General features: G+C 65.8%; 10 protein-coding genes. 6 read left to right on the forward strand and 4 right to left on the reverse strand.

The window, feature by feature from the left end; genetic code table 11:
* Positions 1-13: 13 nt before the first annotated feature.
* Positions 14-658 (reverse strand): class I SAM-dependent methyltransferase, encoded by a 645-nt coding sequence (locus ACLP25_RS24715; protein WP_442471770.1) that lies wholly within the window; start codon positions 656-658, stop codon positions 14-16.
* Positions 659-1010: 352 nt separating this feature from the next.
* On the opposite strand from ACLP25_RS24715, the gene ACLP25_RS24720 reads away from it, so the two are divergent.
* From ACLP25_RS24720 to ACLP25_RS24745, 6 genes are all read left to right on the forward strand, one after another.
* A complete protein-coding gene (locus tag ACLP25_RS24720; RefSeq protein ID WP_442471771.1) occupies positions 1011-1835 on the forward strand; it encodes an ABC transporter ATP-binding protein in 825 nt (274 codons plus the stop codon).
* On the forward strand, positions 1832-2617 hold the full coding sequence (locus tag ACLP25_RS24725) for an ABC transporter permease (RefSeq protein ID WP_442471772.1): 786 nt from the start codon (positions 1832-1834) through the stop codon (positions 2615-2617). The genes ACLP25_RS24720 and ACLP25_RS24725 overlap by 4 nt, the downstream gene beginning before the upstream one ends.
* A gap of 112 nt (positions 2618-2729) precedes the next feature.
* Positions 2730-3446 (forward strand): methyltransferase, encoded by a 717-nt coding sequence (locus tag ACLP25_RS24730; RefSeq protein ID WP_442471773.1) that lies wholly within the window; start codon positions 2730-2732, stop codon positions 3444-3446.
* 456 nt (positions 3447-3902) lie between these two features.
* Complete coding sequence (locus ACLP25_RS24735; RefSeq protein ID WP_442471774.1) at positions 3903-4301, forward strand: hypothetical protein; 399 nt, start codon at positions 3903-3905, stop codon at positions 4299-4301.
* A gap of 40 nt (positions 4302-4341) precedes the next feature.
* Complete coding sequence (locus tag ACLP25_RS24740) at positions 4342-4716, forward strand: hypothetical protein (protein ID WP_442471775.1); 375 nt, start codon at positions 4342-4344, stop codon at positions 4714-4716.
* 58 nt (positions 4717-4774) lie between these two features.
* Positions 4775-5233, forward strand: a complete 459-nt coding sequence (locus ACLP25_RS24745; protein ID WP_442471776.1) for an ion channel — start codon at positions 4775-4777, stop codon at positions 5231-5233.
* Positions 5234-5467: 234 nt separating this feature from the next.
* Here the strand turns inward: ACLP25_RS24745 and ACLP25_RS24750 are convergent, their stop codons facing one another.
* From ACLP25_RS24750 to ACLP25_RS24760, 3 genes are all read right to left on the reverse strand, one after another.
* Positions 5468-6700 (reverse strand): molybdopterin molybdotransferase MoeA, encoded by a 1233-nt coding sequence (locus ACLP25_RS24750; RefSeq protein ID WP_442471777.1) that lies wholly within the window; start codon positions 6698-6700, stop codon positions 5468-5470.
* The gene (moaC, locus tag ACLP25_RS24755; RefSeq protein WP_442471778.1) at positions 6697-7221 is read right to left on the reverse strand and encodes a cyclic pyranopterin monophosphate synthase MoaC; all 525 of its coding nucleotides are present in this window, start codon (positions 7219-7221) and stop codon (positions 6697-6699) included. The genes ACLP25_RS24750 and moaC overlap by 4 nt, the downstream gene beginning before the upstream one ends.
* Before the next feature lie 154 nt (positions 7222-7375).
* Positions 7376-8762 (reverse strand): PHA/PHB synthase family protein (locus ACLP25_RS24760; protein WP_442471779.1); only part of this gene is annotated, 1387 nt, incomplete at its 5' end.

Genomic DNA, 8762 nt, shown 5'->3' on the forward strand with positions numbered 1-8762 from the left:
ACGCTCTTCCCATCTAAGCGACTCCGACCATCTGCGCGGTCTGATAGGCCATCACCCGCCAGCCCGCCTGTTCGAACGCCCGCAGCCCTTTCGCGACATGGGGCGAGACGAGATCATGGAAGAGAACCATACCGGTCGGCTCGAAATAGGGCAGGCAGGCGAGGGCGTCGCGCGTCGGGCCCTCGCCATCATGATCGCCGTCGATAAAGACGAACGACCATCGCTGGCCCGCTTCGCCGAGGCGGACGACCGCCTCGGGACTCGTCTCGGGAACGAGAGTCGTCCTTTCGGCGCCGCCGGCGTCGCGAACGACCGCCTCGAACTCAGCCCGCCAAGCCGGGTCGGCCAGAAGCGGCTCGACGACGTCCAGTGACCGGAGGCCTGAGGCGATGAGATGGGCGGTCGACCAGCCGCGCCATGCGCCAATTTCGAGTCCGGCGCATCCCTGAAAAAGCCGCGCGCTGGCGTAGAGGATCGAGGCCTCGTCCCGGTTGATGAAACCGACGATCGGATTGCGCCGGTCGGCCCGGTATGGATGATCGATGTCGCGCCTCAGCCACGGCCAAGTCGAAACGCTCCTGTCGAATTCCGCCATGTTAGGGAACAGGCGGTCGAGGTTCGGCGTTTCGAGATTATCGGCGACGTAGTCTCTGGCCATCGATCGGGAGCCCTTTCGCCACGGCGGCGACGGCCGCTTGCGGCGAATCGCACGCCCCGGAGTTTCTCGTCAAGGACGGCGTCGCCGCCGCGGTCGTGCGGGTCGCCGGAGCGTCGGTTTGACCGCGCCGGCCGACCTCGATAAGCTTTGGTTGTCAGTCAAGTAAAGGGGCGTCCGACCGGACGCAGCCAAGCAAAGACGAAAGCCAAGATAACGAGGGGCGAATGTCGGCGGGAGTGAAATGCGCGCTCGCTCCGGAGCGCCGAGGGAAGGCGGTCCTCGGCCCTGAGTTTGCGCCGCCGCCGTCGGGATGGCCGCACACGGTCCGCGGACCGGCGGTTCAGGTGGGCGGATGACCAAGGTCGTAACGTTTCCCTCGCCGGGAGGGCCTGTACCGTCCAAGGCCCGGGCGCCGGCGCTGGCGACCTTCAAGCAGGTGGACAAGGTTTTCGCCAATGAGGTCACCGCTCTGACCGGCCTGGACCTTGAAATCCGCACGGGCGAGTTTCTCGCCCTGCTTGGGCCGTCCGGCTGCGGCAAGTCGACAGTGCTGAGGCTCCTGACCGGACTGGCGGAGCCCACTCGAGGGGAGATCGTCTGGGGTTGCGAGCGGCCTCAGTTCGGCTTCGTCTTCCAGGAGCCGACGCTGACGCCGTGGTCCGACGTGTTCACCAACGTCTGGTTACCCTTGCGGCTCGCCGGCGTTTCGAAGCACGAGGCGCGGACCCGGATCGAGGAAGCGCTCGCCCAGGTCGGGCTGTCGGGCTTCGCCAAGGCTTATCCGCGCCAGCTGTCGGGCGGCATGAAAATGCGCGTCTCGATCGCCCGGGCGCTCGTCACCCGCCCGTCGGTTCTGCTGATGGACGAGCCGTTCGCCGCCCTCGACGAGATCACCCGCCTCAAGCTCAACGACGATCTGGCCGACCTGCAGGCGTCGCTGAGCGCGACGGTCGTGTTCGTGACGCATTCGGTGTTCGAGAGCGTCTATCTCGCGGATCGGATCGTCGTCATGGCGGCCCGTCCGGGGCGGGCGTTCGCGGAGATCAATGTCGAAGCGCCGCCGATCCGGCGGGAGGGGTTCCGCTTGACCGCCACCTACGCCGACACCTGCCGCCGCACCTCCAACGCGCTGCATGAGGCCATGGGCGAGGCGGCGCCGAGCGAGCTCATGGAATGACCAGCGACGATTTTGTCGGCTACGCCGTTCCCGCTCTGACCCTAGGTTTCGGCCTTTTCGTATGGGAAGGGGTGGTGCGGTATTTCGCGATCCCTCCGTATCTGCTGCCGGCCCCGAGCGTCATCATCTCCACGCTGTTCACGGACTGGCCGACCCTGTCGAGCTCGCTGTGGGTGACGCTCTCGATCACGCTCAAGGCGCTGATCGCGGCGGTCATCGGCAGCGTGACCCTTGCCATCATCTTCGCACAGTCCCGGCTCGTCGAGCGGGCCTTCTACCCTTTCGCAGTCGCCATGCAGGTGACGCCGATCGTGGCGATTGCGCCGCTGCTGCTGATCTATCTAAGCCCGACCGTCGCCGTTCTGGTGTGCGCCTTCCTGGTGGCTTTCTTCCCTTTGCTGGCGAACACGACGCTCGGCCTGTCGTCGGCGGACCACAATCTCGTCGATCTGTTCAACATGTATCGCGCCTCGCGCCTCCAGCAGTTTATGCTGCTCAGGCTCCCTTCCGCGCTGCCGTATTTCCTGGCGGGCCTTCGAATCAGCGGAGGCTTGGCGCTGATCGGCGCCATCGTCGCAGAGATCGCCGCAGGCTCGGCGGGGCAGGGTTCGGGTCTCGCCTACCGCATCGTTGAATCGGGATTTCGCCTCAACATTCCGCGAATGTTCGCAGCGCTCCTCTTGATCTCGATCGCCGGCATCACAATTCATGTGTTCCTGACGGCGCTCTCGCATTGGCTCCTGTCCGACTGGCACGAGAGCGAACGCGGACGGGAAAGCTGAACCTGACGCGATCGCCGTGCGTATAAGCTAGAACGGCCCGGGCGGACTTCCGCTCCGTCGCAAAGGGGCCTAAGGGGTGGGGAAGCGCGCCAATCCATCAAAGGCGAACGCAATGAACATCCAATACCGGGTCGGCGCGCGACAGTCTGTGCTTCGCAAGCTTGGCCTTGCTGATCTGGTGAGCGCGTCGGTTTTCGATATCGCCGCCGCCCATGCGGCCCTCGTCCGCCGGCAGGCGGTCCCCGAGCGCATTCTGACCGACGGACTGGTGATCGATGTTCCGGCAGGGGTCTACCACCCTCTTCCCGATTCGAGCTCTGAGTTTTTCATCCGCAACATCAAGGCGATGGATCAGAGTCGGATAAAAAAGACGCTCGAGATTGGCGCGGGCTGCGGCATCATCTCCCTTTATATGGCGGCGAATTGGACGTCCAAGACGGTTGCGACCGACATCTCGCCGGTCGCCGTCCAGGCCACGCTCGACAACGCCGAACTGAATGGGCTCAGCCTGACCGCGTTCCAATCCGACCTGTTCGAGAGGATCGAGGAGAGGGAGTTCGACCTGATCGTGTTCAACACGCCGATGATCGACAAGGTCCCGGAGAACGACATCGAGAAGTACAGCCTTTGCGACCCGCACGGTCTCATTACGGAGTCCTACCTGCGGCAGGCGCGCCACCATGTTTCGAAGGAAGGGCTGATCATCTTCTCGATCTGCAATAATTCCGCCTACGAAGTGATGGATGCGATCGACCTCGAATATTCGATCGTCGGCTTCGAATTGGGCTTCAGCGGCTTCTGGCGGGCGATCGTCGGCGCGCGCGTATAACAAGGGGGGCGGATGATAATGGCAGAGGCTTTGTCGGATCGCGCGCTAAGCGTGACACCCTGAGGCAAGCTGGGCGCTGCGGATTCTCATGCGCTCGCGCCTGTGGTCGACAAGATGATCGATCGGAACGGTTCGATCCGAGTGCTCATCGACGCCTACGCGTTCGCCGGCTGAGACAACCTCGCCGCGTATCAAGAACCATCAAGCCCACGTCGAACGCGTCGCAGTCGTCGTCGGCAGCGATTGACAGCATTGGCTCGTCGATACCGTCAGGCTCGTCCTGCACCCTGAGGCGCACGCCTTCGATAAGGCGCACGACAGCGAGGCGCTCGACTGGATCCGCGCGCCTTAGCCTGTCCGGCTTTTGGGGAATCCCGGCCTCATCCGGTTGACTCGCTTTGCAACGCGGGCCAAGTTCGCCGCGAATTAAGGGCGCCGAAAGGGCAGAGGGGCCGGATGATGAACGGAAAGTTCGCGCTGTTTGCTGGATTGGCGGCGGTCGTCGGGATGGCCGGATGTGCAAGCGTCGGCGCGCAGGAGAAGGAGGGCCAGCTTTCGGCGGCCGGCTTCACCCGGCTCCAGGCCGACACGCCTGCGAGAGTCGCGAAACTCCAGGCCTTGCCGCAGAACACGATCGTCTTCGCCCAGCGCAAGAGGGGGCCGGTCTACATCTATGCCGACGCTGCGGGCTGCAATTGCGCCTTCGTCGGTAGCCCGGCCGCCTATCAGCAGTATCAGGAGATCCGGACCGCCAACAACATTGCGCAGATGCAGGAGGTGACGGCGCAGCTCAACGTGGCGGCCGCCGAGGACTGGGGCGGCGCCTGGGGGCCACTGGCGCCCGGCTGGTACTGACCCGGCGCGCATGCCCAGATTTCTGGGACTGGAGGGGCTTGTGACCAATCGTCTTATCGCGCGAGCCGCCGTCGCGGCGCTCTTCGCCGGGGTATTGACCGGCCTCACGGCGCCCGCGAGGGCGCTCGAGTGCCCCCTGCCGCAGCCCGCGAGCCAAGCGGGCGTGATCAAGGAGACGCCGGGCCAAATCGCCGAGCTCGCGTCGGTTTTGAACGGCGCAGACGTTACGCCCCAGATTCCGGCGATCATCGACGGACTGCGCAAGCGCTACCCGAGCGCCGGGTCCGCCGAGATCGCCAACTATCTCATCACGGCCTATTGCCCTGGCGTCGACAAGGCGGCTGAGCTCAGCGACGCCCAGAAGACGGCTCGGGTGGACGCGTTCTCCAAGGCGGTCCTCGGCGTCCTCTACTGAGCGAACCGCCGTTTGGCGACGGCCCCCGCCGACAGGGCTCGGGCGGCCAGGACGGACCATGATCGAACACGCTGAGAGCTGGTCGGAAAACTGGGCGTGGGGTGTGCCGCTGATCGTTCTGACCGTGCTCGCGCACGGGTTTGCTTTGGTGCAGATTTACGAGAGGGTGGTCGTCCATCTGACCCAGACTCTGAGCGCGCGCCGGTCGAGCACGGTTTTTGCGGCGGTCGTAGCCGCGGCCGTGCAGCTCGTGACGATCCTCCACGGGGCGGAGGCGGTTGTCTGGGCCACTGCCTATGTCGCGCTCTGGGCGCTCGATGATGCGCGCCTGGCGATGCTGTTCTCGCTCAACGCCATGACGACCTATGGCCACGACAATCTCGTCCTCGAAAAACACTGGCGGCTGATGGGCGCGCTCGAGGCGCTTAACGGCGTGATCCTGTTCGGGTTGACGACTGCCTTCCTGTTTTCGGTATTTCAGGACCATGTGCGCGACAGGCGCGCAAAGCGCGGTTAGCGCGGCATGCGAAAAAGGAAACGCCGCGAGCCCAACGTTGTCGCATCGTAGGCAAGCCACGTCAGGGATGACGATCAGCGATGCTGAGAGACGGCGCGCGCCCGCGGACGGTCGAGGAAACCAAACCGATCCGCTGAGGGAAGCGATCCAAGCGATCGGAGGGTTGCCCCCGGCCTTGCCTCTGCAGAAACCAAGCTGAGGGGCCGGGCGAGCCGACATACGCTGTCTTTTCTTCTACACTCCAAACTCGACCAATACGAGAACCCGGCACGCATCGCCCGCCCGCGCCGGGGCGGCCTGCGGCGGTCGGACGACGAGTCCGTCGGCGCGCGCCATCACTTTGACCAGCGAGGAATCTTGCAACGCCGCCGGCGTTGCGAGGAGCACGCCGTCCGCGTCGCGCGCCAGCGCGCAGCGCACGTAATCCTGGCGCGGGCGGTCGTTGGCCATCATGTCCACGGCGAGGCGGGCGGGCCGGGTCGGGTCGGCGCCCGGCTCGAACTCGCCGTGCAGGGCGCGCAAGAGCGGGCGCAGGAAGAGGATCGCGCAGACCGTCGACGAAGTCGGGTTGCCCGGCAGGCCGAGGACGATGAGCTCGCCGAGCCGCCCGTGCATCAACGGCTTGCCCGGGCGCATGGCGATCTTCCAGAAGCTGAGCTCCATTCCGGCCGCGACGAGCGCTTTCTGCACCAGGTCGTGATCGCCGACCGAGGCGCCGCCGAGGGTCACGAGAACGTCGACCTTCGCATCGAGCGCCTCGCGGATCGCCGCGTCGAGGGCCTCCATGCTGTCCCGCGCAATGCCGAGGTCGATGGGGATGCCGCCGCAGGCGTCGACGATTCCCGCCACCGTGAAATTGTTGGAGGCGACGATCTGCGACGGGCCGAGCGTCCCTCCCGGGGCGACAAGCTCGTCGCCGGTGGCGAGGATCGCGACCCGGGCGTGGCGGCGGACCGGGAGCTCGGCGTGATTCGCCGCAGCGGCCAGCGCCACGTCGCGGGGGCTCAGGCGGCGACCCGCGAGAATCAGCGCCTCGCCGTCGCAAAAGTCGAGCCCCTCGGGCCGGAGGTTGTCGCCGACGGGGACGGGTGCGGCGAGCGTCACGCGGTCGCCTTCGCGCCGGACATCCTCCTGCACGACGACCGCGTCGGCGCCGGTCGGCAACGGCGCGCCGGTGAAAATGCGCACCGCCTCGCCCGGTCCGACCGCGCCGGCGAACGCTCGTCCCGCAGCCGCTTCGCCGATCGCCTTGAGAGTTGCGGGCGCGGCCAGCGTGTCGGCCGCGCGCAGGCCGTAACCGTCCATCGCAGAATTGGCGAAGGGCGGCTGGGTGCGCAGCGCCGCCAGATCGCGCGCCAGCACGCGGCCGTACGCCTCTTCGAGCGCCACGCGCTCCTCGCCGAGCGGCGTGCCGGCCGAGGCAAGCACGCGCGCGAGCGCCTCCTCGACGCTGATCATGCCGCTCATGACTTCAGCTCCTGCGCCCGCCATTCGCCCGACTTTCCGCCCCGTTTTTCCAGAAGGCGCACGCCTTCGACGCTCATCCCGCGGTCGACCGCCTTGGCCATGTCGTAGATGGTGAGGCAGGCGACCGCCACGGCGGTCAGCGCCTCCATTTCGACGCCAGTCGGCCCGAAAGAGCGCGCCTCGGCGCGCACCGAGAGGCCGGGCAAGGCCTCGTCCGGCGCGATGTCGACAACCACGCTGCTGAGCGCGATCGGGTGGCAGAGCGGGATGAGTTCAGACGTCTTCTTCGCGGCCATGATGCCGGCAATGCGCGCCGCCCCGATCACGTCGCCTTTTTTGGCGTCGCCGACGAGAATCGTCGCCAGCGTCGTCGGCGCCATCCGGACCCGTCCCTCGGCGATTGCAACGCGGCTCGTGGCCGCCTTATCGCCGACGTCGACCATGCGCGCTTCGCCCTCGACGCCGATATGCGTCAGGGACTTCACGCCCGAAGCGTCAACGTCGTTGCGTGCGCTGGCCATCGGCGCGTCTCTCCGGCGCGGGAACCGCGCGCCGGCCGTTCAAGCAAAATTCACGCGCCTGAGCAATTGCCGCCGCCAAGCGCCTCGAGGCCAGGCGCGGATCGCTCGGTCAAGGCCGCTTTGCGTTCGAGAGACGGAGGTCGCAGGGAGCGCGTCACACGGCGCGCACCCGCACGTAGGAGCCCGGCGCATCCTCGATGACGGGGAGCTTTCCGTCGCCCGGGACGCGCGCCGGTACGCGGCCGCCGTCATACTGCGTCACCCACTTGTCCCAGTACGGCCACCAGGACCCCTTTTGCGCCTGGGCGCCCGCGAACCATTCGTCGGGGCTCGGAGGCAGCTTGTCGTTGGTCCAGTGGCCGTACTTGCTGCCGGGCGGGCTGATCACGCCCGCCAGGTGCCCTGAGGCCGCCAGCACGAACGTGACCGGCCCCGAATAGATCTGCGTCGCCGCGTAGGTCGACTTCCACGGCGCGAGATGGTCCTCTTTGCACGACAGCAGGAACATCGGCGTCTTGATTGTCCTGAGGTCGATCGGCGTGCCGGCTAGCGTAATGCCGCCGGGCTCCTTCAGCAGGTTCTTCTGATACATGTTACGCATATAATACGAATGCATCACCGCCGGCATGCGGGTCGCATCGGCGTTCCAGTACAGAAGATCGAAGGGAACCGGCTCCTTGCCGAGCAGGTAGTTGTTGACCACGAACGACCAGATGAGGTCGTTAGCGCGCAGCATGTTGAACGACATCGCCATGTCCGCCGCCTCGAGATAGCCGTGCTCCTGCATGCGCTTCTCGACCGACGAGATCTGATCATCGTCGACGAACACCCCCATGTCGCCGACCTCGGTGAAATCGATCAGCGTGACGAAATCGGTGGCGCTGGCGATGCGGTCGTCGCCATGCGCGGTCAGATAGGCCATCGTGGCGGCGAGCATGGTGCCGCCGAGACAATAGCCGATCGCGTTGAAACTATGCTCCCCCGTCGCCGCCTCGATGGCGTCGAACGCGGCGATCAGTCCGTGGGTCATGTAATCCTCGAAGGTCGTCTCAGCGAGCTTCTCGTCCGGATTGACCCAGGAGGGCACGAACACCGTATGCCCCTGGTCGACCGCCCATTTGATGAACGAATTCTTCGGCTGCAGGTCGAGCACGTAGTACTTGTTGATCCACGGCATGATGATGAACAGCGGCCGCTTGCGCACGTTCGGCGTCGACGGATTATACTGAAGGAGCTGCAGGAGCTCGTTCTGGTAGATGACCTTGCCCGGCGTCGAGGCGATGTTCTCGCCGAACCGGAAGGCGTTCATGTCGGTCATGGAGATCTGCAGCCGGCCCTCGCCGTGATCGAGATCGGCGAGCACGTGTTCAAGCCCGAGCAGCAGGTTCTCCCCCCCTGTGTTCAGCGTCGCCGACAGCACTTCGGGATTGGTGGCGATGAAGTTCGTCGGCGACATCGCGTCGACGAACTGGCGGGTGTAGAAATCCACCTTGCGCGCGGTCTTGGGGTCGAGATCCTTGACCCCGCGCACCGTCGACAAG

Origin of the sequence: Roseiarcus sp., from assembly GCF_052145395.1 — a bacterium.
Lineage (GTDB): Bacteria > Pseudomonadota > Alphaproteobacteria > Rhizobiales > Beijerinckiaceae > Roseiarcus.